Origin of the sequence: Acidocella aquatica, assembly GCF_030160635.1 — a bacterium.
GTDB classification, from domain to species: Bacteria; Pseudomonadota; Alphaproteobacteria; order Acetobacterales; family Acetobacteraceae; genus Acidocella; species Acidocella aquatica.
On sequence record NZ_BSOS01000090.1, the window covers coordinates 77,513 to 101,644 of the forward strand.

The following is a 24,132-nucleotide window of genomic DNA, read 5'->3' on the forward strand; positions in this document are numbered from 1 at the left end:
CTTCATGAACATGAATTAACCGCAGTTTCTTGCGAAAGGCCAAGGATATTTATGAACGAGCTGCTGACACCGGCCGAGATGGGGCGGGCCGACGCCCTGGCTGGGAACGCGCAGGCGCTGATGGATGCCGCGGGCCGCGCGGTGGCGCGCGCCATAATGCAGCGATACGCCCCCTGCTCTACCCTGGTGCTGGCCGGCCCCGGCAATAATGGCGGCGATGGCCATGTCGCGGCGGATTATCTGCGCCAGGCCGGATGGGCGGTAACCGTGCGCGCCTGGAACAAGGCCAGCGTGGCCGAGGTGGCCCGCGCGGGGCTGGTGATCGACGCGATTTTCGGCGCTGGGCTGGCGCGCGATGTCTCCCCGGAGGTGGCGGCGCTGCTGCGCGCGGCAAAGCGGCTGGTGGCGATCGACGTTCCCTCCGGCCTGGACGGCGCCACCGGCGCGGTGCGCGGCTATGCGCCGCAGGCCGAACTCACTGTGACATTTTTCCGCGCCAAACCCGGGCATTATCTCTACCCCGGCCGGGGCCTGTGCGGCGAGCTGGTGCTCCGCGACATCGGCTTGCCCGGTTCGGTGCTGGCGCAAATCAACCCGCAAACCTGGGTGAACGGCCCGGCGCTGTGGCATTTGCCCGCACGCGCGCCCACCGGACACAAATATAGCGCCGGAGATGTGAGCGTGCTCTGTGGCAACATGCCGGGCGCCGCGCGGCTGGCCTGCGCGGGCGCGCGGCGCGCGGGCGCCGGAATGGTCACGTTGGCCGCCGATGCGCCGTTTTTGCCGCCCGAGGCCGGGTTGATCGTGCGGGCTGAGCCGCTTGAGGTGCTGCTCCAGGATGCACGGCGCAAGATATGGGTCTGCGGGCCGGGGCTTGGGCCATTGGCCGGGCACAAGCTGGCCCGGCTCATCGCCGCGGGCCGGATCATCGTCGCCGATGCCGATGCGCTGACCGCCTGCGCCGGCGCGCCGGAAAAACTGCGCGGGGCCGCAGTCATCACCCCGCATGAGGGCGAGTTCAGCCGCGTATTCGGGTCGCTGCGGCATGACCGGCTGAGCGCCGCGCGCGCCGCCGCGCGAGCCACGGGCGCGGTGGCTGTGTTGAAAGGCGCTGACACTATCATCGCCGCGCCCGACGGCCGCGCCGCGATCAACGCCAACGCGCCGCCTTATCTGGCCAGCGGCGGCACCGGCGATGTTCTGGCCGGGATCATCGCGGCCCTGCTGGCACAGGAGATGCCCGCATTCGAGGCCGCCTGCGCCGCCGTATGGCTGCACGGCGCGGCGGCCCTGAAAGTGGGGCCGGGGTTGCTCGCGGAGGATATCCCCGCCGTATTGGGGCCGTTGATGGCGCGCTTGCGTCCCCCGTTCAATCCGGCCGATTATTGATTATAAAACCATCGGCTCAACCGCCCCCTCCAGCGGCAGCCCGCAGCTTGCCAGCAATGCCGTCAGTTCGCGGATCACGGGAAACACCTCCTGGTTCCAGTTGCCGTCCTGCGCGTCATGCGCGGCTTGTTCGGCCTCCACGATCCAACGGTCCTCCTTAAAAATCCGCTCGGTGAACATAACCAGAAACGGCCAGCCGATGCTCAGCGCCGCGCGGCCGAGCATGCCGCCCGGCTTATGGATGGAGAGGAGACCAAAGGTGCGGATCGTCTTCTGCGCTTTGTCCTGCGGCACATAGGAAATCCACAAATCCATCACCGGCTCCCCGCCGCCCGCCGCGACGATGCGCAGGGTCTGGTATGGATATTCGGTGCGGATGGTCATCACATCGCGGTCATTCACATCCGCCGTGCGCCGCCCGCCAAACACCGCCGCCTCGCCCAAAGGCTGCTTACCGGCCGTGCGGGCAAATGTGTATTGCACCTCCAGCCAATCCTCACCCAGTTTGCGGCCGAGATAGCGCGGCCGTATCTGGCCCATCTGTTTGCGATGCAAAAACTGGTGGTTCATGTCCATCAGGTTTTCATGCATGAAGGAGTAGTGACACGCGACCATCCGGCCAAAGCGGCGGACTTTGTAATCGGGGTTGGCGGCGGCTGCGAGATTTGGAAAGTTGTCGGATTTTTCAGCGTCGCCCGGAAAAATGAAAATCAATCCAGCTTCCTCGCGGCAGGGATAGGCCTTAACGCCGTTCGGCAATTTGCCTTTGCCGAGATACGGCACGTCAATGCAGTTGCCAGCGGCATCATAGGTCCAGCCATGGTAACTGCAACGGATGGCGCAACCCGAAACCACGCCGGCATCGAGCGGCACCTGCCGATGCGCGCAACGATTTTCCAGCGCGAACACCGCGCCCTCCTTGGGGCGGACCAACACCACCGGGTCCCCCGCGAAACGCACGGCCAGCGTTTTCCCTGCCTTCAACTCGCGCGACCACGCAACCGGATACCAATGATCGGGATGAATCTTTACACGCCGGGCATCGATATTCGCCACGGTTCCGGGCGGCGGAACGGCGGCTGTGTCGTCGGTGTTGAACGTGATCGAATCCATTTGGAATATTCCCCTGCGTTTGACCGCCATGTAGCTTTCCGCACGGCGGTGCCAGCAGAGCATAAGCCGTGCCGAAAGACCATGACATTCGCGGCATTTTGACAGCCGGTTAGAAAATTTTACCCTGAACCCGGATTATTTATTCGTCATGCAACATTCATCCGTTTTGCAGCCGATGATGCCGCCGCGCCGGCGCCTCAGCACTACAGACGCAATTTTCGTTTCATAAGTGAATTTTTTATACCCCCCTGGCGAGCGCCCCGCCAAAGGGGCCAGGCGATGATGCAAGCGGGGATTATCACACCGCGCCAATCTCCCCGCTGCAATGCAGCAATTTTTTACGGCCGGTTACATCCAGGGCGTGATTACAAGTGATTCCCATGGCCCCAGGTTTGTTCTAGACTCCGCCCTATGAATGAAATGCGGCCGATAGAACCGGAACTCGATGGATTGGAAACGCTGGCAGCCGTTGAGCAGAAGCTGCTCTGGCTGTCCTCGTGGATGATCCATAATGCCAACCATTTGCGGCCGAATCGCGATGGCCTGAAGGTCGGCGGGCATCAGGCCTCCTGCGCCTCGGTCACCTCCATCATGGCGGCGCTGTATTTTGACAGCCTGCGCCCGCAGGACCGCGTGGCCGTGAAGCCGCATGCCGGGCCGGTGCTGCATGCCGTCAACTACCTTTTTGGCCGCCAGAGCGTGGAACAGATGGCGGGGCTGCGCCAGTTTGGCGGCGCCCAGGCGTATCCATCGCGCACCAAGGACGGCCCGGAGATCGATTTTTCCACCGGCTCGGTCGGCCTCGGCGTGGCGATGACCAGCTTCACCTCGTTGATGCAGGATTATGTGCGCGCGCACGCGATGGTGGACCCCGCCACCCCGCGCGGGCGGCAAATCGCCATCGCGGGCGATGCGGAGCTGGACGAGGGCAATATCTACGAGGCCCTGTTGGAAGGCTGGAAGCACGATGTCCGCGATGTGTGGTGGGTGGTGGACTACAACCGCCAAAGCCTCGACTCTGTGATGCCCGACCGGCTGTTCGGCCGGTTCGAGGGGTTGTTCCGCGACATGGGCTGGCGCGTGGTGATGTTGAAATATGGCAAGCGGCTGGAGGCGGCGTTCGCGCGGCCAGGCGGTGGCGCGCTGCGCAACTGGGTGGATGCGTGCCCGAACTCGACCTATTCGGCGCTCACCTTTCAGGGCGGCGCGGCATGGCGGGAGGCGATCCTCGCGGATCTGGCCAAAAACCGCGGCGTGCGCGGCATTATCGACCCGTTGAACGACGCCGAACTCGGCGCGCTGATGACCAACCTCGCCGGGCACGACCTGGGCAGCCTGACCCAGGCCTTCCGCGCCGCTGCCCAGTCCAGCCAGCCGACCGTCTTCCTCGCCTATACCATTAAGGGCATGGGCCTGCCCTTTGCCGGGCATAAGGACAACCACGCCGGCATGATGACGGTGGAGCAGATGGACGCGTTCCGCGCCGCCATGCACATCCGCCCCGGCCATGAATGGGACCGTTTTGAGGGGTTGGCCGAGCCCCGGGCGGTGGAGAATTTTATCAACAGCGTGCCCTATGCCACGCCGCTGACCCCAAACGGCCGCCGCCTGCCCGCCGCCACCGTGCCGGTGCCCGCCATGCTGCCGCAGCCGCGCATTATTGGCCGGCGCATGAGCACGCAGGCCGGGTTTGGCGAAATCCTCTCCGAGATCGGCCGCGCGCAGGGCGAATCGGCCGAGATGTCGCGCCATATCGTCACCATGAGCCCGGATGTCGCGGTTTCCACCAACCTCGGCCCCTGGATCAACCGGCGCGGCGTGTTTGACCGGCATACCCGCGAGGATGTGTTCCGCGACGGCAAGCTGGCCAGCGCGCAACGCTGGGGCACCAATCCGCAGGGGCAGCATATCGAGCTTGGCATCGCCGAGCAGAACCTCTTCCTGCTGCTCGGCGCGGCCGGGTTGTCGCACGATCTCAACGGCGCGCGGCTGCTCCCCGTCGGCACGGTGTATGACCCGTTCGTGAATCGCGGCCATGATGCGTTGTTCTATGCCTGCTACCAGGATGCGCGGTTTCTGCTCATCTCCACCCCCAGCGGCATAACCCTGGCGCCCGAGGGCGGGCAGCACCAGGCCACCAACACGCCACTGCTGGCGATCGTGCAGGACCGGCTGGCGAGCTTCGAGCCCGCCTATTGCGACGAGCTGGCGATTTTGCTGCGCCATGCCTTTGAGCACATGCAAAAGCCCGACGGCTCGGCCGTGTGGCTGCGGCTCTCCACCCAGGTGCTCACGCAGCCCGAGCGCAAGCTGAACGCCGCGCATGTTATCGCAGGCGGGCATTGGGTGGTGCCGCCCGCACCCGGTGCGGGCATCGCCATCGCCACCCAGGGCGCCGTGGCGGGCGAGGCGGAAAAAGCCTTCGCCGTGCTGCGCGAGGATGTGCCCGAGGCCGGGCTGCTCGCCATCACCAGCCCCGACCGGCTGTATGCCGGATGGCGCGAGGCCCAGCGCCAGCGCCGCCAGGGGGTTCATGCCAGTTCGCACATCGAAGACCTGCTGGCCCCGCTCGCGCCCGGCGCCGCGCTGGTGAGCGTGCTGGACGGCCATCCGGCGGCCCATGCCTGGCTCGGCGGCGTGCGCGGCAACCGGATCATGGCGCTGGGGCCGGACCGTTTTGGCCAGTCAGGCGACATCACCGATCTCTACCGCGAATACGAGATCGACGCGGCGGCAATTCTGGACGCCTGCGCGGAAGGCCTGCTCGGGACTTGAAAAAATCCGTATCGAGCGCGCCGGCGCACCGGCTGGGCTCGCTGGAGCTTGGCCGGTTGATTGCCGCCAGCCTGGTCATGGTCTCGCATCTGGTCAGCCTGGATGCCGCCCCCGGCCCGCTCGGCGTGCAATATTTCTTCGTGCTCAGCGGCTTCGTGATGATCACCGCGCATCACGGCGATTTTGGCCGCTGGCGCGGGCCGCTCAAATTCTGGTGGCGGCGGATCTGCCGGATCTACCCGCTCTACTGGCTGATGCTGCTGCCGGTGATGTTCTACTATTACCACGGCCTGGCCCCGGCTGGCACCAACTGGGCGCTGTTTTCGCTGACGCCGCGCGTGGTGAACGACCTGATCCCCCCGGCGTGGACGCTGCGTTTCGAGGTCGCGTTTTATATCATGTTCGGCCTGTGCCTGCTGCCACATGTGGGCCGGGTTATTCTTGCCGGTTGGGTGCTCAGCGTGCTGTGGCTGCTGGTGCCGATCCATGTGTTCCGGTTTTTCCATATCCACCGCTACAACATCATGTTCCTGCGCGCGGTCGGGCTCAACAACCATTTCATTTCGGTTTTTGAACTCTATTTCTTCGCCGGGCTGCTTGGCGGCTGGCTGCTGATAAAGTCGCGCCCCAGCATCATATTGGCGCTGGCCGGGCTGCTCACCGGCGGCGCGCTGATGTTCATGAAGCTCAGGGTCACGCAATGGGGATATGTGTATCCGGGGCCGATTGATCTCGCTGTATTATCGCTGGGCTATGCCGGGGTGATGTTCGGCCTCGCCATGCTGGAGCGCTGCGGCGTCTTCCATCTGGGCAAATGGGCGGCCTGGGCGGGTGCCATCTCTTATCCGCTGTATATTTCACATTCGCCGCTGCTGCTGGCGGTGGATACGCTGTTGCCCGCGCATCTGCGTGCGAATATTCTGGTGGAAGGCGTGTTGCTGGTGTTGATCTACGCCGTGGCGATCTGGCTGGCGTTCAACGTGGACCGGCCGCTGCAACGTATGCTGCGCCGGGGTTATAAAAACGCCTGAGCGCGGCAGAGTTTCACGAAACTCGCCGCCGCCGGGTTGAGCGGGCGCCCTGCGACCGCGGTAAGCAAAATTCGCCGCGAGAGTTCCGGATCCGTGAAACGCCGCGCCACCAGCGGCGGCGCAATGCCCAGCCGGCCGGAGAGCAACGCGATGCCGAGACCCGCGCCCACAAGGTCCAGCAGTTGCCCCACAGCACCGTTGCAGCGTTGCAGGCGCAGCGAAAATCCGCTGATCCGCGCAAGACTTTGCGCGAAGCCGCCACAAGCGTCACCGACCAGAATGGTCTCCTCCAGCACATCCTGTCCACACAGCGCATTGCGTGCCGCCAACGGGTGGTCCACCGGCAGAACGGCGACGGCGGTTTCGGTATACAGCGGCCAGCGGTTCAACCGCTCGGGCAGATCACAATCATCGGGCAGCAGCGCGCAGTCCAGCCGGTCGGTCAACATGGCGTCAATCAGCGCCGCAGGGCTGGATTCATCAAAATGCAGCGCGCAGCCCGGCAGCATTTTCGTGACCTCGCGCACCGCGCCAACAATGCTGGCCGCGCCCACGCCGGGGCCAAGGCCAATTTTCAGGCTTGCCTGAAAACTCCCGCGTTTTGCTTGCGCCAGCGCGGTCGCGGCATCGGCCGCTTCCAGCATCGTTTCCAGATGCGGGCGCATGACGCGGCCCAGCTCGGTGAGCTGGGTTAAATTACGTTCACGGAACAAAAGCGCGCCGCCGAGTTCGTCCTCCAGCCGCTGAATGGCGCGCGAGAACGCCGGTTGGGTGACATTGCATTGTTCCGCCGCGCGCGAAAAATTAAGCGCGCGGCACAAAGTGATGAAATAGCGGACCTGTGCGAGTTCCATCCGCTACATCCGCCTCAGCGCGGCCAATATATCATCCGGCTCCGCGCGGTGGGTGAAATCAACATCGACAAACCGCCAGGCGATGCAACCATCCGGCGCGATGATGAAGGTGGCCGGCACCGGCAGACACCAGGCGGCGTTGCCGTGGCGCTGCGGAAAGTTTAACCCCGCGGCATCGAGCCGCGCACGGTAGAGTTTTGGAATCTTGAAAACCACGCCGGCGGAAAGACCTACCCCGAAATCCACATCCGCCAGCACCTCGAACACCGCGCCATGGCGGGTTTTCATGCTCAGCGGCAGCCCGCCGGTCTCGGGTGTCAGCGCCAGCAGGCTTGCCCCGGCCGCCTCGATACGTGGCAGCGCCTCCGTCAGCGCGTCGAGCGTGAGTTTACAGAACGGGCACCACTCACCACGAAAAAACGAGAGCACCACCGGCCCCCGCGCCAACTGTTCCGCCAGCGCCACCAGCCTGCCTTCAGCGCTGGGCAGCACAAAATCCGGAAACATCGCGCCGGTTTGCGCAATGCCGGAGAGAAACCCCTCCCGGTTCAACCTGGCCAGGATTTCCTGATACGCTGCGTCCCATTCCGCGCTCTGGCGGCGGCTGGCAAGCAGCGCATCGAGGCGGGATGTCAGCGTTTCGATGTTCAGACCCTCCCTCCCGCCTTTGACAACGTTATCGCGCCGTGCCGGCGCGATGACAATGGATTATTGCTGCATGCCATTGCTGGACATGCCGCCCGGCGCCATCGGCTTCGCCTTCATCGCGTCCGGCTTCATCGCATCGGTCTTTTTCGCCGCCGGCGCCATGGTGTCATGCGACATGCTGCTGCTCATGCTGCCGGGCGTCATCGTATTGCCGCCCATGGCGTTGCTGCTCATGGAGCTGGTGCTCTGCGCCAGCGCGGCGCCCGAGCTGAGCAGCAAGGCGCAGACTGCCGCGGAAAAAATGCGTGACTTCATGGGAAAATCTCCTGATTATATGGCCGGACAAGCTCCGGCGAGAGCTGTATGCCCCGCCATGGGCAACACGGGCCAATGCTCTTTGGGCATCAATTCCATGCCTGGACGCAACCCCGCCCCGGGTGCAGCCTGTGCCGGAGATGAAACAAGGGGAAGTGTCATGGCTGAGAAAAAACCAAAACGCCGGGTTATCCATCCCTGGCCGCTGCGGCTCACCCATTGGCTGAACGCGCTGGCCATTGTGATGATGATCGGCAGCGGCTGGCAGATTTATGACGCCTCGCCGCTGTTCGCCTTCACCTTCCCGCCGCTCATCACCATCGGCCAATGGCTGGGCGCCGCCATTGCGTGGCATCTGGCGTTCATGTGGCTGCTGGCCGTCAACGGTCTGGTCTATTTCATCTGGAGTGCCGCCAGCGGGCATTTCGCGAAATTTTTTCCGCTCAGCCCGCGCGCGGTGTGGCGCGATTTCACCGCCGCCCTCAGCTTCAAATTGCCGCACGAAACCGGCGTTTATAACGCCGTGCAAAAACTCCTCTATCTGGGTGTGCTGTTCGCGGGCGTGGTTATCGTCATCTCCGGCCTGGCGATATGGAAGCCGGTGCAGCTCTGGTTTTTTACTGATCTGTGCGGCGGCTATGTCATCGCCCGCTATGTTCATTTTTTCGCGATGACGGCCATCGCGGGCTTTTTCGTGGTGCATCTGCTGCTGGTCGCCATGGTGCCCAAGGTGCTACCCCCGATGATCACCGGCGGGAGGATCGAGCCATGAAAAACGTCAACCGCCGTTCCATGCTCTTTCGCGCCATGGCGCTGGGGGCCGTGAGCACCTTGCCCGGCTGTGACTACGAAGACCCGGCCCACCCGGACATTGCCGATAAATTCCTGCATGCCATGTCCGCCTGGAACGACCGCGTGCAGGAGGCGCTGTTCGACCCGCACACGCTGGCGCCGACCTTCCGGGCGGACCAGATCACCAACCCGCCGCGCTTCAACGCCTTCTACGACATCTCCCAGGTCCCGGTGGTGGACCCGGCAACCTATCAGCTCGAGCTTGGCGGCCAGATACAGGACAAATCCCCCTGGACCCTGGCGGCGCTGAACGCGCTGGCGCAGACTTCGCAGATCACCCGGCTCACCTGCGTCGAAGGCTGGCGCGTGATCGGCGAATGGGAGGGGGTGCCGCTGGGCGATTTCTTGCGCCGCATCGGCGCCGACACCACCTGCCGCTATGTTTCCTTCAAATGCGCGGACGGATATTATTCGAGCATCGACATGCCCTCCGCTCTGCACCCGCAAACCATACTGGCGTTGAAATTCCTGGGCGCGCCGCTTACCCCGCCCTTTGGCGCGCCCGTGCGCCTGCGCATCCCCACCAAGCTCGGCTTTAAAAACCCGAAATCCATCATGCAACTGGCCGTCACCAACATCTACCCCGGCGGCTATTGGGAGGATCAGGGCTACAACTGGTTCAGCGGCTCTTGAGGCCTGCGCGCGCCGCCCTGCTGCTGGCCTCCCTGGCCCTTGCCCCGGCCGCCCAGGCGCGCCCGGTGGTGGTGGAGCTGTTCACCTCGCAGGCATGCGCCTCCTGCCCGCCCGCTGATGCACTGCTCGCCACCTACGCGAAAAACCCCGGCGTGCTGCCGCTCAGCTTTAACGTCACCTACTGGAACAGCCCGGTATGGTCAGACCCGGACTCCCTGAAAGCCGCCACCGCCCGCCAGGCTTGGTACGCCGGCCTCGCCAACAGCCAGAGCGTATACACGCCGCAGGCCATCGTGGACGGCACCGTGCAGCTGGTTGGCTCCGACGCCACCAAACTCGCCGCCGCCATCGCCGCCGCGCAAGCCGCCCCGGCGGGGGATGTGCCGGTGAGCGTGAAGGATGGCGCCATGGTGCGCCTCGTCATCGGCATGGGCAGCGGCAGCGGCAATATTCTGCTGCTCGGCTTCGATGCCAGACACATCACGCATATCGGCGGCGGTGAAAACAGCGGCGCGGTGGTCACCGAGGTGAATGTGGTGCGCAGCATCACCAGCCTCGGCCCGTGGAGCGGACAACAGATGGCCATGAGCATGTCCCGCCCCGCGGGTCAGCACATGGCGGTGCTGCTGCAGGCCAACAACGGCGCGATCCTCGGGGCGGGCACGAACTAGGTTGCGATCGTTTGAGGGTCGCTCGGATGAGCGAGCCGAAAACATTGATCGCCCTCGGAAAAAGAGGCAGAGCATGATCGCAGTTAAAGCGGTCATGCTCTGCCACCGGCTTGCCAAGCCCGCCACACCGCGCCATGCAAACGGGCATGAAGAATGCCCTCATCACCGTGCTGCTGGCCACGACCCTGCGCCTGATATTCGCCCGCTACACCGGGCTGGGAATTGATGAGAGCTACATGGTGGCGGCCAGCCACCAGTTCGCCGCCTCGTATTTCGACCATCCCCTGGCCTCCTGGTGGCTGGAGCTGGGCAGCCGCTGGGTGTTCGGCAGTGCCGACCCGATTGTGGTGCGCCTGCCGTTCATCATCCTCTCGGCTGTTTCTTCCTGGCTGCTTTATCTGCTCACAACCAGGCTTTATGGCGCGCGCGCGGGGTTCTGGGCGGTGGTGGCCTATAACATCTCACCCGTGTTCTCGCTCGCCTTTGGCTGCTGGGTCCTGCCCGACGGCCCGCTCGACGCCTCCCTGCTCGCCGCCGCCTATGCGCTGAGCCGCGCGCTTGGCGTGGCCGATGGCGAGGCCGAGCCGGAAGCGCGCTGGTGGGCGGCGGCGGGGTTTTTCGCCGGGCTGGCGATGTTGAGCAAATACAGCGCCGCGCTGGTGCTGCTGGGGGCGGTGTTCGTGCTCCTCACAGACCCTCTGGCGCGCACCCAGTTGCGCCGCCTCGCCCCCTGGGGTGCGGGGGTTCTGGCGGTGTTGATGTTCACGCCGGTGCTTTATTGGAACGCGCGGCACGGCTGGCAGTCCTTCGGCTACCAGAGCGGGCGGGCGCTAGGGCTGCGGCTGCATCCGCTGGCGCCTTTGAGCATCTGGGGCGGCGAGGCGCTGTTCGTGCTGCCCTGGCTATGGGTGCCGATGATGGGCCTGCTGCTGGGCGCGCTGCGCCGCGGACCGCGGGAGCGGCGCGGCTGGATGCTGAGCTGCCTGGCGATTTTGCCTGTGGTGCTGTTCTCGCTGGTCGGTATCTGGTCATCCACCCGTATTCTCTACCATTGGGCAACGCCGGGGTATCTGCTGCTGTTGCCGATGCTCGGCCATTGGGCCGCGGGCTGGCACCCGCGCTGGCGCAACGCGGTTGCTGTGTTCTCGGCTTTATTGCTGACCAGCGCCGCTCTGTTGATCGCGGCCGAGGTGACCTACGGCATTATCCCCAATTCAGCGATACCCGCCAAACCTGGAAAATCGCCCTTGCTGCAGGTGGTGAACTGGGATTCGCTCGCCCCCGAAATTCCCCCCGGCATCGATGCGGTGGCGGCATTGCGCTGGTACGACGCGGGGAAAATCGGCTACGCCCTGCGCGGCACCGCAACCGTTGTCACGGTCTTCGGGCCGGAGCCGCACGAATTTGGCAATGCCGCGCCGCCGTCCTCGTTACTGGGTAAAAACATTCTGCTTATCGCCATGCCCGGCAATGCGGCCAAAATCGGCGCGCTCTACGCGCCTTATTTTAAGACTTTGCAGCCAGGGCCAACGCTTACCGTGATGGACCACGGCCAGCTCCTGTTGGCGATCCCGACTTTTACTGGCACGGATCTGCTCTCGGCTCCACAATAGAGGGGGCTTTCGCCCCCTCCTTGCTGATTACGCCGCGTGTGGCAGCTCCACCGTGGCACTGCCCGCCTTGGTCGCATCGACAACCGCGATACGGCGCGGCTTCGCCGATTCCGGCACCACGCGCTTGATTGACACATGTAAAAGTCCGTTGGCGATATCAGCACCTTCGACAACCATGTGGTCAGCCAGCACAAAACGCCGGGTAAACGCCCGCGCCGCGATGCCACGATGCAGGAACTCGCCTTTCGCCGCGGTTTCGGCCACGCGGCCGGCGACGATGAGAGCGTTATCCTTCACCGTAAGTTCGATATCCTCGGCCGAAAAACCCGCCACCGCGAGGGTAAGGCGGTAGGATTCGTCGCCGGTTTTCTCGATGTTGTAAGGGGGATAGCTCGCGGCATCCTGCGGGATGGTGTCCGCCAGACGCGCCAGACGGTCAAAGCCGATCGCGGTGCGGAATAAGGGCGTGAAATCATAAGTCATGAGGAAACCTCCTGAAACAAGCAAGGTTAAAGATATATCCGGCTCCCATCTGGCAAGCCGGCCAGGCGAACGCCCGAACCCTCGGTGAGGCATTCAGGCGATTTGTATTATAGGAAATTTTTTACGCGCTTCAAGATTTTTTCTTCGAGCGCGATGGCGCCTGTCTCAGCCCGCCGCCGCCATCAGCGCGCCGCCGGTCAGGCGCCAGATGCGGTCTAGCTGTTCCGCCCCGGTGAGGCGGTGGGCGATCAGCACCACCGTGCGCCCCTGCGTGGCGGTATTGAGCACCTTCATGAACTCGGTCTCGGTATCGGCATCCAACCCGGCGCAGGGTTCGTCGAGCAGCAGAATCGGCGCTTCGGAGAGCAATGTGCGCGCCAGCGCCAGGCGCCGCCCCTGGCCGCCGGAAAGATTCTGCCCGCCCTCGCCCAGCCAGGTGTCCAACCCTTCAGGCAGGCCCATGATGGTCTGCGCCAACTGCGCCGCCTCCAGCGCCGCCCATAGTTTTTCCTCGCTCGCCGTGGGGTCGCCCAGGCGCAAATTGTTGCGGATGGTATCGGCGAACAAATGCGTGGTCTGGCCGAGATAGGCGATACGGTGGCGCACCGCCTCGGACGGCAACGCGGCAAGGTCGGCAGCGCCCAGGCGTATCTGCCCGCGCTGGGGCACCACGAGCTTGAGCAGCAGTGCCGCGATGGTGGATTTACCCGCCCCCGACGGCCCGAGGATGGCGGTGCGCGACCCGGCGGGGAGCTGCAGCGAGAGGTTCTCAAACACAAACGGCAAATTATCGGCGTAGCGGAAGCTGACATGCTCGAAGGCGACCGAATTGCCCGCGGGCATCGGCACGGGGGCTAGCGGTTCGGCCACCGCAGGCGGCGCGGTTGCGGCTTCCACCACCCGGGCGGCGGCGGCGCGCGCCTGGCCGTAGAGCAACCCGGCGCGGGGCAGGCCGAGCACCGTCTCAAACGCGGTGATCAGCACGAAAACAGTTATTACGGTAAACACTGGCGCCCCGGCCAGGCCGATCAGCATCGCCAGCAGCAGCCCCGCCTGCGCCGCGATAAACGCGATTGCATTCAACGCGCTGGTCTGCCCGGCCAGCTCGCGCTGCGCCGCCAGATACGCCGCCTCGCGCGCCTGCACGGCGGCGAGCATCCGCCCCTCGGCTGCGTATATCTTCACCTCGCGCAGGCCCGAGAGCGCATCCAGCGCGGCGCTGCGCAGGCCAGACATCGCAAGCCCGGCGCGGGCGCCGTTTTGCCCCGCCGCGCGCGCCGCCAGCGCGGGCAGATAAAAAGCGACAAAGCCAAACGGCAGCAACACCGCCAGCGCCCAGGGATGCTCATGCCAGAGCAGCACCGCCAGCACGGGGGTGAGCAGCACCGCGCCCAGCAGAGGCAGGAAAATCCGCAGGAACAGGCCATCCAACGCATCGACATCATTGACCAGCCGCGCCAGCGCATCGCCCGCGCGGCGGTAGCCAAGCCCGCCGGCGGCACTGCGCGCCAAGCCGGTGAACAGCCAGATGCGCAGACCCGCCAAGGCGCGGAACATCGCCTCATGCGTGAACACGCGCTCCAGATAGCGCAGCACCACCCGCGCAGCGCCGATATATTGCAGCATCGCCGGCACCAGCACGCCGCCGCCCAGCAGCGAGAGCGCGATATAGCGGCCGGAAGCCCCCATGAGCGCCAGCCCCGCCGCCAGCGCCGCCAGGAACAGCGCGGCGCCAAATATCATCCAGCCCGCCTGGCGCCACCACAACAGGAAAATCCGCGATACCGGGCTCATGCCAGCACCTCGCGCCTGCGCGCATGGCGCAGCGAGTCCAGATCCAGCCGCTTCGCCCCGGAGTTGCGCGCGAACTCCACCGCGATGGCTGAATGAGTCGCCATAATAACGGTGCGCCCGGTGGCCAGACGCTTGATGCTCTCCAGCACCTCGCGCTCCACCGCGGGGTCGAGATGCGCGGTCGGCTCATCGAGCAGCAGCAGCGGCGCGTCCTTCAGAAACGCGCGGGCAATGGCGATGCGCTGCGCCTGCCCGCCCGAGAGGCCAAAGCCCCCCTCGCCCAGCGGCGTTTTAACCCCCTCGGGCAGAGAGTCGACCAGCGCGGAGAGCTGCGCGTTGCGGATCGCCTCGGCAACATCCTCATCCGCCGCCTCTGGCCGGGCGAAACGGATGTTCTCCTCAATGGTGCCCGCGAAAATCATCGGCTTCTGGCCGATCCAGCCGATCATCTTGGTCCGCGCGGCGGGGATCAGTACCGGCAGGTCGACGCTGTTGATCGTCACGCGGCCGGAATCGGGCGTGATGAAGCCGAGAATCAGATCCATGATCGTGGATTTGCCCGCGCCGGACGCGCCGGTGAGCAGCAATATCTCCCCGCTGACCGCGCGGAAGGAGAGATGCTCCAGCACCGGGCCGCGGGCGGCATCCCAGGTGAAGGAAACATCCTCGAACGCCAGGGTCAGCCCATGCGCGGCGACGCTGCGGATGTCGGCGGCGGGCACCGGGGCGGGTGGTTCCGGCAGCGCGCAAAACGCATCGGCCACGGCCTCGGCCGCCATGCGGTCGGCATACACGGCGGAGAATGCCCGCAGCGGCGCGAAGAACTCGGGCACCAGCAGCAAAATGAACAAGGCCGTGGGCGCCAGGGCATGGTCATGGCGCAGCGGCCCGGCGAAACGCAACACAATGACAACCAGCGCCGCCGCCGCCGCCAGGTCCAGCGCCGTGGAGGAGAGAAACGCCACGCGCAGCACCCGCATGGTGCGCTGGCGCAACTCGCGCGCCGCCGCCGCCAGGGCGCGGGCCTCATCCGCCGCCCGCCCGGCCAGAACAATGGTGGAAATACCACGTATCCGGTCCAAAAACCGCGTCTGCAGGCGTGTGAGGGCAATAAACTGCCGCTTGGCCGCCACGCCCGCGCCAATCCCCGCCACCGCCATGGCAAAAGGCACCAGCAGCCCGGCGGTGAGCAACACCACGCCCGCGCGCCAGTCCACCCACAACACCACCAGCCCCACCAGCGCCGGGCCGATTATCGCCAGCGCGGTCGCCGGTATCCAGCGCGCGTGCAAACCTTCCATGGCCTCCACCCGGTCCACCGCCGTGGCGGCGAGTTCGCCTGAATGCTTGCCGCGCAGCCCCACCGGCCCCAGCGCCAGAATTGTGGACAGCACCGTGTTGCGCAACCGCCGCCGCGCCGCCGCCCCGCGCTCGAATCCCAGCCGCTCCGCCTGCATGCCGGCCGCCGCGCGCAGGGCCGCGAAAGCAATAAAGCCAATGGCATAGAGCACAACCGGCAGTCCGCGCGGCGCCAGATGCAACACGGCGGTTAGCAGATATGCCGCGCACCAGGCCTGGGCGATGCCAAGCCCCACCTGCGCCGCTCCCAATAAAACCGGCAGCCGCGCCGCACTCTGGCCGCGCTTCTGCTCCGCCCGCACCCACGCTTTTGTCTCAGCACTCATGTCTTCGAGATAGCCGCTGCGGGCGATGCTGCAAAGGGCGTTCCGCAAACGGTCACACGCCGCACTGGACGCGGGGCGCAAAATCGTCAAAACCGCAGGCTATGAAAATCGCCCGGACCCTGACAGAGCTGCAAGCGGCCACCAAAACCATGGGAGACACCGCCTTCGTGCCGACCATGGGCGCGTTGCACAGCGGGCATTTATCGTTGCTGGCGGCGGCCAAGGCCGGCGGGCGGCCGGTGGTGGCCAGCATCTTCGTCAACCCGGCGCAGTTTGGCCCGAACGAGGACTATAACCGCTACCCGCGCGACGAGGCCGGCGATCTCGCCCAGCTGGAAGCCTCCGGCTGCGATCTGGTCTGGCTGCCTGATGTCCCCACCATGTATCCGGCGCACACCGCCACCACCATCCACGTTTCAGGCCCGGCCACGCGCTGGGAGGGTGCGGCCCGCCCGACCCATTTCGCCGGGGTCGCCACGGTGGTCGCCAAGCTGTTTGGCCAGATACGCCCGGCCGCCGCCTATTTCGGCGAGAAGGACTGGCAGCAGGTGCAGGTGATCTCGCGCATGGTGGAGGACCTGCTGCTGCCGGTGAAGATTGTCCCCGTGCCGATCGCCCGCGATGCCGACGGCCTCGCCCTCTCCTCGCGCAACCGTTTCCTGCTCCCGCCCGAGCGCGCGGCAGCCCCAGCGCTCTACGCGGCGCTGACCAAGGCGGCAAAACATATCGCGGCCGGTAAGGAAGTCGCGGCGACACTTCACAACGCCCGGCATGATCTGGCCGTGGCCGGAATGGTGCCTGACTACGTCGCGCTGGTGCATGCGCATTCGCTGGAGCCGCTGGCCGCGCTGGCGCAACCGGCCCGGCTGATCGCCGCCGCCAAGCTCGGCCATGTCCGCCTGCTTGACAACGTGCCGGTCGCGTAACCCTACCCCGGCAACAGCCACCAGAGCGCGCGGGGCGTCACCAACAGCCACACCGCGAGCGACCACACGCTGCTTACGCCCACGCCCAGGATCAACCCCAGCACCGTGCCCGTCTGCGCCTTGCCAAAATCAGCCCGCACCAGCGGGATCGGCAGGCGCAGGCCAAGCGCCAGATTGCTCACCAGCACCCCCGCCATGCCCAGCAGCAGGCTTGGCAACAACACGCCATCGCGCGCCAGCACACCGGTAACCGGCAGCGCCATCAGCACCAGCGTGGCATAACCCGCCGCCACCAGCGCAGCGCGCCGCAAAAAACCGGGCGCCACGGGCGCGCTGGCCGCCAGCTCCGGCGATTCGTCGGAGCCCACCATCACCGAGATGAAGAACAACGCCAGCTGCCCGGTCAGAAACACCAGCAGCGGCGCCACTATCTCCACCCCGCTGCCGGTTCGCAGCCTGCCGGTCAGGATCATCACCACCGGCACCAGCGTGAGCGAGCGATACACCGTCTGCGTCACCACACCGGGAAATCGCGTCAGCAGCCGCAGGTTCTTCATCAGCACAGCGGCAAACGGACCGGCGCGGAACGCCCCGCCCTGGCGCGCCGCGCTGCCGCCGGGGCGGTAGGCCGCCGCGGTTATGGTGCCCGAGGCAAAGCGCGCATCGAGCATCACCCAGGCGAACAAAAACACCGTGCCGCTGAACACCAGGCTGAAGGCCAGCGGCCAGGGCTGCCCGAGCAGCCCCTTGGCGAACACATATTGCAACCCTGGCGCATCCCCCGCCGGCAACAACGCCAACCAGAAATGCCCCAGTGCCGCGGGCGGCAAAAAGCGCGGCGCCTGCCCCAGCGCGAAAATAAACACCCCCATCACCAGAGCCAGCATATGCCCGGCCCGGCGCGCCAGTTTCGGTCCCGTCCAGCCGACCAGCAACACCACCAGCGCGAAGGCCAGCGCCGCCACCACCACCGCCTCGGCCAGCAGCATCGGGTAGATCGCCAGCGCCCAGGCCTGGCCGAACACCGCCAGCGCATTGGCCAGCACCCCGCCCAACAGCACCCAGGGCGCGGCCACGCTGCCCGCCACGCCCAGCATGCGCACCGCCAGCACCCGCCCCGGCGGAATCGGCGAGGCCAGCAGAAAATCCACATCCCCGCGCCCGTACAGCACGTCAATCGCCGCGGTCATGGCGCGCGAGAGCATCAGCCAGAAAAAGAAAAATAGGTTGAGATCGGCGACCAGCACCATCTGCCCCAGCGGGAGAGGATGGCGCACGATCTGCGCCGCCAGGGCAAGCGCGATGCCCTGGAACATGAGCCCGACAATGATCACCGGCGCCAGCACATATTTATGCGTGCGCACCAAAATGGAACCGCGCCACAACACACGCGCCTCATTGAGAAACAGCCAGGGGAAACCAGCCGGTTTGAACATCAGGCGGCGGTCAGCTGCAAAAATACGTCCTCCAGCGAGCCATGCGCCACCCCGGCCTGGCGTTGCAGCGCCGCCAGATCGCCTTCCGCCAGCAGCCGCCCGCCGGAGATAATCCCGATGCGCGTCGCCAGCCGCTCGGCGACATCGAGGATATGCGTGGTGAGTATAACCGCCGCCCCTGCCTGCGCGCGCGCCTGGAGAATCTCCTTCACCAGCCGGGCGGAGGCGGCATCCAGCCCGGTGAACGGCTCGTCCAGCAGCAAAAAACGCGGCTCATGGATCAGCGCCCCCGCCAGCACGGTCTTCTGCTTCATACCGCGCGAGAACCCCTCGCAACGCTCAAACCGGTGCGCCCACAGCCCCAGCGTCTCCAGCAGCTCCTCGGCCCGGCTTTTGGCCAGCGCGGGCTCCACCCGCCACAGCCCGGCGACGAATTCGAGATATTCCATCGGGCTCAGCCGGTCATAGAGCAGCGGCTCATCAGGCAGCCACGCCATAATCGCCTTGGCCCCCAACGGGTTGGCCAGCACGTCGCGGCCAAACACCGAAACACTGCCCGCATCGGGGCGCATCAGCCCGGCGATCATCCGCAATGTGGTGGTTTTGCCCGCCCCGTTAGGCCCCAGCAAAGCATAAAACTCGCCCGGCGCAATACTGAGGTCGAGCCCCGCAATGACCGGCCGGCCAAAGGATTTGCTCAACCCGCGAACGCACAAAGCCTCGCTCATGCAAACCCGCCCGCGCTGAAATGAATGGAAATGTTATGGTCGGAGCGGCGGGATTCGAACCCACGACCCCCAGTCCCCCAGACTGATGCGCTACCAGGCTGCGCTACGCTCCGACCGTGCGGGAGGCTGTAGCAACTAAGTCCGGCGCTCACAAGCAACGCGCGCCGAATTTCTTGCAACCCCACCCGCAGGCGAAATTTTCAGGGCGCGGGAAATGCCATGCCCGAGGCCGGATCAACGAACAGCAGCTTGTCAGTGACCTCTTTAACCCCCGGCGCGTTCTCGGCGATCACCACCACCGCCTGGCGCTCCTCGTCGCTGAAGATCGTGCCTTCCAGCGTCACCTTCTTGCCGTCCACCTTGATCCGGATCCCCGATTTGGGCGCCCAGCGGGCATGCTCCAGCTCAGCCTTGATATAATTGCTGATCGCCTCGTCGCTGGTGTTTTCCGGCGTTTCGATCAGCTTGCGGGCCAGGATGCGCAGCAGGTCCGTCCGGCTGATCATGCCGGCCAGCTTGCCGTCATCGAGCACCGGCAGGCGCTTGATGTGCTTGCGCAGCATCAGATCCGCGGCTTCGGCCAGTTCCGTGTCCGAGGTCACGAACACCGGGTTATGCGTCATCACGCCGCTGACATGGCGGGCATGCGTGGCCACATAATCAGCCGCGACGGTTGAGGGCAGCAGAAATGTCTTCAGCCACCCGGCCTGCTTGCCGTCGGTGCCGATCTCGGCGCGGCGCAACAGATCCCCCTCGCTGACAATGCCGACCAGTTTGCCCGTGTCATCGAGCACGGGCAGGCCGGTGAGCCGATTCGCAAGCATGATCCGCGCAGCGTCCGCGACGGCGGTGGAGGGCTGCACGGAAACGATATTTTTGTTCATCAGCTCGGCAACCTTCATGATATCCTCCATATTATATGTTCGGATCATCCCAGGCCGGCCGGCCCCGCGCCATGACGCAGATCAAACCGCGGCTTCAGCGATTTCCGAGAGCGCGCGCGGACGGGTCAGGATGATCTCGTGGATGTTGGGAATGTCGATTATTCCATCGCGTTTAAGCTGGCTGAGCGAGCGCGACACGGTCTCGATCGTCAGCCCCAGGTAGTCTGCAAGGTCGGTGCGCGAGAGCGGCAGTTTCATTACGGCATTGGGTGCGGGCAAGCGGCCCGCCGGGCAGATTTCCAGCCGCTCCGCCCAGGCGAGCAGAAAGCTGGCGATCCGTTCGATCGCGGTTTTGCGGCCCAGCAACAACATCTGCTGCTGCGCAAGCACGAGTTCATGCATCGCGACATCGAGCAGCTTGCGCTCCAGCACCGGCAATTCCTCGAACACCGCCATGAGGCTGGCGCGGCTGAAGCGGCAGAGCTTCACATGGTCCATCGCCTCGGCGGAGAAGGCGTTGTTCTCACCCGCGGCGAGACCCAGGAAATATCCCGGCCCAGCAAACCCGGTGATCTGGCGGCGGCCGTCCGGCAGGGATTTGAACAGCCGCACATTGCCCTGGTTGATATTATAGAAATACGAGGCCTTCTCCCCCTCTTCGACAAACACGGTGCCGGGGGCGAGGCTCACGCGCTGCGCCGCGCGGGTTAAAAATTCGAGTTCGTCATCGGTCAGGGCATTGCACAACCCGCTATGGCGCGCGCCACAATCATCACAATTCGAGGCTGTTGGCCGATTTGCGAGATTGATCGGAAGCGGGCGCCGGAACTCCGAAAGCTCATGTAAGGTTGCCATGGTCAATCATTAACAAGGAATGCGGCTTTGATCCATATCAAAAGGAAAATCGTCCCATCCAATTTGCAGCCGGGGATTGCAGCTCACCGCGCCAGCCGCCCCCGGCTGAACCACAGTCCCGCGCCGGCCAGGGCCAGCACGCCCAGGCTGAAAAGGCTACCCTCGGGTCCGGTGGCGCCGCCGGAAAGATACGCGGCGCCGCGCGGGGTAAAATCCAGGAGTGTGCCCAGGCAACTTGCACCGCTGTCATGCGTGCCGAACAGGTAGTTTTCGGCATAATCCCACCCGCCATGGAACCCGATGGACCACCACAGCGAGCCGGTCAGCCGGATGCCCAGAGCGAGCACCAGCCCGGCGCCGAAGATATCGGCCATGCCGATCGCGCTCTCTCCCGCATTCAACCCATGCAATACGCAAAACAACAGGCTGGTCAGCCCGGCCGCCGGCCAAAAACCTGTGCCCCGCGCCAACGCCGTGAGCAAATAGCCACGAAAGGCGAGTTCCTCGGCAACGCCGGTGAGCAGGCTGACCGCCAGCCAGGCGGCGCCGTAGCCAATCCCCGCAACCCAGCCGATTCCCCCTGATACGGCAACGCCATGGCCACTCGCCAGCAGCGCCAGCGCCAGCAGCCCGAGCGCTGCCACCCCGCAGGCAAGCCCCAGCGCGACAAGCCGCCCCCGCCCTGCCCCGCCCAGGCCATAAGCGGTGAACGGCACATCCTCCAGAAACGCCATCGCCCCGGTCGCGCCCAGGGCCGGCAGCAACAGCGCCAGCTCGTTCAGGCCGATGAACAGCGGCGTATAGCGGCCGCCAACAATCAGCCCCGAATCCCCGGTATGGCGGATGGCAATGGCGAGCAGTGCCATCACCACGCCGAGCTGCACCACGCCCAGGGCCACAAAAATCGCCGCGCGCCAGCCAGCCTTCACCCGCGCCGCATTCAGCCAGCCCCGCAGCCTCATTCTGGCGCTTCAGACTCCGCCTCAGGCATGGGTCGTGGCGGCCATCGAGACATTGCGCGCCTCGGGGCCGAAGATCATCAGCACAATCAACAACACGGCCACGCTACCCGCCACCAGGGTCAGCGCGTAGCCATAATCCCCGCCATGCTGCACCGCGATGCCCACCTGCAACGGCGCATTCACGGAAGCGATGAAATTGCCGAGCTGATAGATGACACCAGGAAACGTACCGCGGATTTCCGCCGGCGACAGCTCGTTGAGATGCACCGGCACCACCCCCCAGGCCCCCTGCACCGCAAACTGCATGAGGAACGCGGCAAGGCCGATCTCCACCGCGCTCGTGCCATGCGCCCAGAAATAGAGCACCAGCAGCGAGAGCACGCACGCGCCGATGATCGCGTAGCGCCGGCCGATGCGCTGGCTCAGCCAGCCGAACGCGATACCGCCAAAAATGGCGCCGAGATTATAGAGCAGCACAATATCAGTGAGCGTGGCGTGGCTGAAGTGCATCTGCTTGGCCAGGAACAGTTTGGGATAAATATCCTGCGTGCCGTGCGAAAAGAAGTTGAACGCCGTCATCATCACCACGCCGTAGACCGCTAGCCTGGCATTCTTGCGCAGCACCTCCCAGATGGAGATCCGAGGCCCGACCTTGATTTTTTGGAAGGCCGGGCTTTCCTCGATCTGGCTGTTGATGAAGAAAATAAGCAACGCCGGTGCCGCGCCCACAAAAAACATCCCGCGCCAGCCAAGGGAATGATACGCAAAGCCAAACAGCAGCGTGGCGAGGAAATAGCCCGAGGGATACCCCGCCTGGAGCAGCCCCGAGACCCAGCCGCGCCAGCGCTCGGGGATCGTCTCCATCGCCAGCGAGCTGCCCACGCCCCATTCGCCGCCCATGGCCACGCCAAACAGCGTGCGAATCGCGAGGAACGAGGCAAACGACCAGGCAAAGCCGCTGGCCGCCTCAAAGAGCGAGTAGAGGAAGATGACCAGCATCAACACCGGCTTGCGGCCATATTTATCGGCCAGACGGCCGAAGATAAAGGCGCCTACCGCGCGGGTGGCTAGGGTGAGCGTGATCGCCAGCGTGATGGAGGTGACGGAAACGCCAAAAGTCTTGGCCACATCATCAAAAGTGAAAATGAGAATGAAAAAATCGAACGCATCGAGCGTCCACCCCAGATACGCCGCCAACACGACATTACGGGCGCGCCGGAAATCCTCTTGCACGGTTGCGGACATTGCTTCCCCCCATCATCTGCTTCTGTTTCGCGGAACGCTGCCTGATGGATAATCTGAAGGGAAATTTAATTCAGCACAATGGCCCTGAAACAGCCCGCCGTTCCAGAATTTATGAGACCATAAAATGGTCGGAGTGAGAGGATTCGAACCTCCGGCCCCTGCGTTCCGAACACAGTACTCTAACCAGGCTGAGCTACACTCCGTTGCGAGACCCTATAGCTGAACCCGCCCCCATACCGCAAGATGCTGTCCAAAGAAGAGTTCCACCCTCGGCATTCTGTATAAAAGTCCATGTTTTCAATAAGTCGTGGACAAAACCGTAGATATTACGCTAAGTGCGCACGCAAACCTTGTGGGCAGCATCCCGTATCATGTGCGTAAACTGTCTCAGCCGCCGCCGTTTCGCCCAAATCACCCTTGGCCTCGCCGCCGCGGGCCTGACCGGCGCCGCGCCCGCACGCGCAAAAACCCGCATGCCGCCCTCGCTGCCGCTGGTGATGCTGGACCCCGGCCACGGCGGGCACGACCCCGGCGCCATTGCCCCGGACGGCATGTTCGAGAAACATATCACCCTCGCCACTGGGCTGACCCTGCGCCAAAGCCTGCTCGCCACCAGGCGTTACCGTGTCCGCATGACCCGTATGCGCGATGTGTTCATCCCGCTGGAAACGCGTGTCGCCGACGCGGTGGCGGCCAAGGCGGATTTGTTCCTGTCGCTGCATTGCGACCACCTGCCCGACTCCGCGTTGCGCGGCGCCTCAATTTTCACCCTCTCAAACACCGCCTCCGACAAACTGGCCGCCAGCATCGCCGATGACGAAAACAATGCCGGCGCGGCGCGCGCGCCGATGACCGGTGTGTCTCCCCAGGTGGCGGGAATCCTGGCCAGCCTGGAGACGCGGGCGACCAAGCTCGGCTCGGCCACGCTGGCGCAGGATTTGAAAAATTCCTTCAAGGGCATGATCCCGCTGCTGCCAGACCCGCGGCGCAGCGCCAATTTCGCGGTGCTGCGCGACCCTTCCACCCCCAGCACCCTGCTGGAAATGGGCTGCCTGACCAACCCGCTGGACGAAGCCCGCCTGCGCAACCCCAGGCAGCGCGCGGTGCTGACAAAACAAATCACCGCCGCCATCGACCTCTATTTCGAGCATTTCGCCGGCGGGCGAATGGCCGGCTAGCGCCTTCCCCGCATAATCCCACCTAAATTGTTGCGGCAATTTTATTCAATCCATCCTCGCAG

General features: G+C 64.9%; 22 protein-coding genes and 2 tRNA genes. 9 read left to right on the forward strand and 15 right to left on the reverse strand.

All coding sequences use genetic code 11. The features are described 5' to 3' along the window. Positions 1–51: 51 nt before the first annotated feature. Positions 52–1,389: an NAD(P)H-hydrate dehydratase gene (locus QQJ84_RS16185; protein ID WP_284259345.1), complete on the forward strand. Its 1,338-nt coding sequence runs from the start codon at positions 52–54 to the stop codon at positions 1,387–1,389. Here the strand turns inward: QQJ84_RS16185 and QQJ84_RS16190 are convergent, their stop codons facing one another. Next, the gene (locus QQJ84_RS16190) at positions 1,390–2,502 is read right to left on the reverse strand and encodes an aromatic ring-hydroxylating oxygenase subunit alpha (protein WP_284259346.1); all 1,113 of its coding nucleotides are present in this window, start codon (positions 2,500–2,502) and stop codon (positions 1,390–1,392) included. Positions 2,503–2,922: 420 nt separating this feature from the next. On the opposite strand from QQJ84_RS16190, the gene QQJ84_RS16195 reads away from it, so the two are divergent. Both QQJ84_RS16195 and QQJ84_RS16200 read left to right on the forward strand, forming a co-directional pair. Then, a complete protein-coding gene (locus QQJ84_RS16195) occupies positions 2,923–5,277 on the forward strand; it encodes a transketolase (protein ID WP_456304816.1) in 2,355 nt (784 codons plus the stop codon). Beyond that, the gene (locus QQJ84_RS16200) at positions 5,274–6,308 is read left to right on the forward strand and encodes an acyltransferase family protein (RefSeq protein WP_284259348.1); all 1,035 of its coding nucleotides are present in this window, start codon (positions 5,274–5,276) and stop codon (positions 6,306–6,308) included. Before QQJ84_RS16195 ends, QQJ84_RS16200 begins: the two co-directional genes overlap by 4 nt. Here QQJ84_RS16200 and QQJ84_RS16205 read toward each other — a convergent pair. The 3 genes from QQJ84_RS16205 to QQJ84_RS16215 form a co-directional block, all read right to left on the reverse strand. After that, positions 6,293–7,162, reverse strand: a complete 870-nt coding sequence (locus tag QQJ84_RS16205; RefSeq protein WP_284259349.1) for a LysR family transcriptional regulator — start codon at positions 7,160–7,162, stop codon at positions 6,293–6,295. The two genes, QQJ84_RS16200 and QQJ84_RS16205, sit on opposite strands and share 16 nt — an antisense overlap. Positions 7,163–7,165: 3 nt before the next feature. Further along, on the reverse strand, positions 7,166–7,714 hold the full coding sequence (locus QQJ84_RS16210; protein ID WP_284259350.1) for a peroxiredoxin-like family protein: 549 nt from the start codon (positions 7,712–7,714) through the stop codon (positions 7,166–7,168). 156 nt (positions 7,715–7,870) lie between these two features. Further along, positions 7,871–8,125: a hypothetical protein gene (locus QQJ84_RS16215; protein ID WP_284259351.1), complete on the reverse strand. Its 255-nt coding sequence runs from the start codon at positions 8,123–8,125 to the stop codon at positions 7,871–7,873. 160 nt (positions 8,126–8,285) lie between these two features. Between QQJ84_RS16215 and QQJ84_RS16220 the strand changes: the two genes are divergently transcribed. The 4 genes from QQJ84_RS16220 (at position 8,286) to QQJ84_RS16235 (ending at position 11,894) form a co-directional block, all read left to right on the forward strand. Next, positions 8,286–8,897 (forward strand): cytochrome b/b6 domain-containing protein, encoded by a 612-nt coding sequence (locus tag QQJ84_RS16220; RefSeq protein WP_284259352.1) that lies wholly within the window; start codon positions 8,286–8,288, stop codon positions 8,895–8,897. Next, entirely contained in the window at positions 8,894–9,610 is a 717-nt protein-coding gene (locus tag QQJ84_RS16225) for a molybdopterin-dependent oxidoreductase (RefSeq protein ID WP_284259353.1), read from the forward strand. Before QQJ84_RS16220 ends, QQJ84_RS16225 begins: the two co-directional genes overlap by 4 nt. Then, positions 9,607–10,281, forward strand: a complete 675-nt coding sequence (locus QQJ84_RS16230) for a DUF1223 domain-containing protein (RefSeq protein WP_284259354.1) — start codon at positions 9,607–9,609, stop codon at positions 10,279–10,281. Before QQJ84_RS16225 ends, QQJ84_RS16230 begins: the two co-directional genes overlap by 4 nt. 146 nt (positions 10,282–10,427) lie before the next feature. Next, positions 10,428–11,894: an ArnT family glycosyltransferase gene (locus QQJ84_RS16235; RefSeq protein WP_284259355.1), complete on the forward strand. Its 1,467-nt coding sequence runs from the start codon at positions 10,428–10,430 to the stop codon at positions 11,892–11,894. Between the two features lie 27 nt (positions 11,895–11,921). Here the strand turns inward: QQJ84_RS16235 and QQJ84_RS16240 are convergent, their stop codons facing one another. The 3 genes from QQJ84_RS16240 to cydD form a co-directional block, all read right to left on the reverse strand. After that, positions 11,922–12,377, reverse strand: a complete 456-nt coding sequence (locus QQJ84_RS16240; RefSeq protein WP_284259356.1) for an Hsp20 family protein — start codon at positions 12,375–12,377, stop codon at positions 11,922–11,924. A gap of 165 nt (positions 12,378–12,542) precedes the next feature. Continuing rightward, positions 12,543–14,171, reverse strand: a complete 1,629-nt coding sequence (gene cydC / locus QQJ84_RS16245; RefSeq protein WP_284259357.1) for a thiol reductant ABC exporter subunit CydC — start codon at positions 14,169–14,171, stop codon at positions 12,543–12,545. Beyond that, positions 14,168–15,856, reverse strand: coding sequence for a thiol reductant ABC exporter subunit CydD (cydD, locus tag QQJ84_RS16250; RefSeq protein ID WP_408862238.1), 1,689 nt, complete (start codon positions 15,854–15,856; stop codon positions 14,168–14,170). The genes cydC and cydD overlap by 4 nt, the downstream gene beginning before the upstream one ends. 101 nt (positions 15,857–15,957) lie before the next feature. On the opposite strand from cydD, the gene panC reads away from it, so the two are divergent. Further along, positions 15,958–16,782, forward strand: coding sequence for a pantoate--beta-alanine ligase (panC, locus tag QQJ84_RS16255; protein ID WP_284259359.1), 825 nt, complete (start codon positions 15,958–15,960; stop codon positions 16,780–16,782). A 2-nt stretch (positions 16,783–16,784) separates the two neighbouring features. Here panC and QQJ84_RS16260 read toward each other — a convergent pair whose 3' ends face one another. From QQJ84_RS16260 to QQJ84_RS16295, 8 genes are all read right to left on the reverse strand, one after another. Continuing rightward, on the reverse strand, positions 16,785–18,218 hold the full coding sequence (locus QQJ84_RS16260; RefSeq protein WP_284259360.1) for a hypothetical protein: 1,434 nt from the start codon (positions 18,216–18,218) through the stop codon (positions 16,785–16,787). Continuing rightward, positions 18,218–18,946, reverse strand: a complete 729-nt coding sequence (locus tag QQJ84_RS16265) for an ABC transporter ATP-binding protein (RefSeq protein ID WP_284259361.1) — start codon at positions 18,944–18,946, stop codon at positions 18,218–18,220. The genes QQJ84_RS16260 and QQJ84_RS16265 overlap by 1 nt, the downstream gene beginning before the upstream one ends. Positions 18,947–18,982: 36 nt before the next feature. After that, positions 18,983–19,059, reverse strand: a tRNA-Pro gene (locus QQJ84_RS16270). Positions 19,060–19,146: 87 nt separating this feature from the next. Next, positions 19,147–19,848 carry a CBS domain-containing protein gene (locus QQJ84_RS16275; protein WP_284259362.1) on the reverse strand — a complete coding sequence of 234 codons (702 nt, stop codon included), beginning with the start codon at positions 19,846–19,848 and terminating at the stop codon, positions 19,147–19,149. A 63-nt stretch (positions 19,849–19,911) separates the two neighbouring features. Continuing rightward, positions 19,912–20,685, reverse strand: a complete 774-nt coding sequence (locus QQJ84_RS16280) for a helix-turn-helix domain-containing protein (protein ID WP_284259363.1) — start codon at positions 20,683–20,685, stop codon at positions 19,912–19,914. An 83-nt stretch (positions 20,686–20,768) separates the two neighbouring features. Next, positions 20,769–21,647, reverse strand: a complete 879-nt coding sequence (locus QQJ84_RS16285; RefSeq protein ID WP_284259364.1) for a CPBP family intramembrane glutamic endopeptidase — start codon at positions 21,645–21,647, stop codon at positions 20,769–20,771. A 21-nt stretch (positions 21,648–21,668) separates the two neighbouring features. After that, positions 21,669–22,892, reverse strand: a complete 1,224-nt coding sequence (locus QQJ84_RS16290) for an MFS transporter (RefSeq protein WP_284259365.1) — start codon at positions 22,890–22,892, stop codon at positions 21,669–21,671. A gap of 125 nt (positions 22,893–23,017) precedes the next feature. Then, a tRNA-Pro gene (locus QQJ84_RS16295) sits at positions 23,018–23,095 on the reverse strand. Between the two features lie 168 nt (positions 23,096–23,263). On the opposite strand from QQJ84_RS16295, the gene QQJ84_RS16300 reads away from it, so the two are divergent. Then, complete coding sequence (locus tag QQJ84_RS16300) at positions 23,264–24,070, forward strand: N-acetylmuramoyl-L-alanine amidase family protein (protein ID WP_284259366.1); 807 nt, start codon at positions 23,264–23,266, stop codon at positions 24,068–24,070. The last annotated feature ends 62 nt before the right edge of the window (positions 24,071–24,132 follow it).